2 protein-coding genes are annotated in these 1,159 nt (G+C 38.0%); one reads left to right on the top strand and one right to left on the bottom strand.

Features of this window, described 5'->3' with window-relative positions; all coding sequences use genetic code 11:
* Nucleotides 1-590: IS5 family transposase (locus G337_RS0119395; RefSeq protein ID WP_037028195.1), on the bottom strand; the 590-nt coding region annotated here is incomplete at its 3' end.
* Between the two features lie 39 nt (nt 591-629).
* Between G337_RS0119395 and G337_RS26865 the strand changes: the two genes are divergently transcribed.
* On the top strand, nt 630-1,159 hold a 530-nt coding region (locus G337_RS26865), incomplete at its 3' end, for a hypothetical protein (protein WP_037028193.1).

Below are 1,159 nucleotides of genomic sequence, written 5' to 3'. Positions count from 1 at the left end.
GCATTCCCTAAAAGGGAATTTTGCTTTCTTGGGATAACTGGTGTTGAGTCCCTATCTCGTATTTTTTCCCTAATTGCTTCGCTATCATACCCTTTATCGGCTACGACAAAATCGCCCTGAGGTAATAGCTCAATCAACTCATTAGCTGCTTTACTGTCATGCACTTCTCCACCTGTAATGATGAATTCAATTGGTAAACCATAACTATCAACAGCTAAATGAATTTTACTTGTATTACCGCCTCTACTTAGCCCTATTGCTTGTCGTTGTTCACTAGCCGCCCCGGCACTATGCTGGTGAGCCTTGATGTAACTGCCATCAATAAACTCCCATTTAACATCGCTATCGCTTGATAATGTTTTAAATAACCTCATTAATATGCCTTTTCTAGACCAAAGCAAAAATCGGCGATAAATCGTATTCCATAAACCAAAGCATTCAGGTAAATCACGCCAAGGACAACCTACACGTAAGCGATAGAGAATACCTTCCATTGTCTGTCGATGTTCAGACTTGTTATATACTCTATCTTCAAGCAGAATAGCTTTTAGTTTCGACCATAACTCATCAGTGAGCATTGTTCGGGGCATGGCAGTCTCATAAAGTTTGTTTTTGGCGAAGTAAATTATATGAGATTGCCACCTACCGTACAAATTTCAAACAAAGATCAACAGCCCCTAATCAAATATAAAAAATATCCACTGACATTTTCATTCAGATACGGTCAACAATTAGCTGATTTAGCAAGCAAGGTTTTAGGACATATTGACAGCAAAGTTTCAATCATAGGCCGTGGGTGGGACACTCAAATTTTCAAAGGATCTGAATGCGAACATAGCGAACCATTTTTGTTTATCGCCAACTCAAATTACTCAACGTATGAAATACTCATAGATTGCTACAAATGCAAATTACCTGCAAAGCTTTTGGGCGGAAACAAAGCACCTAATACGCAAGAAATTCTAAGAAGCCTCATATCGTTCAAACAAAACAATACTGCCCTGCATCGTGACCATAAAAAATATGATTCATTTTCAGATTTGTTAAAACGGAACAAAAACGGTGAGACAATTAAATTAGCAAATTTAGTCGAGGATAATATTGAACATGCAGAAGAATTAATAAATGCGTTAGAGTGGAGCAGACAGACATTAGCAAG

Origin of the sequence: Psychromonas aquimarina ATCC BAA-1526, assembly GCF_000428725.1 — a bacterium.
Classification (GTDB): Bacteria; Pseudomonadota; Gammaproteobacteria; order Enterobacterales; family Psychromonadaceae; genus Psychromonas; species Psychromonas aquimarina.
The sequence above is the reverse complement of the archived record's forward strand: the minus strand, read 5'-3'. Positions and strand labels throughout refer to the sequence as shown.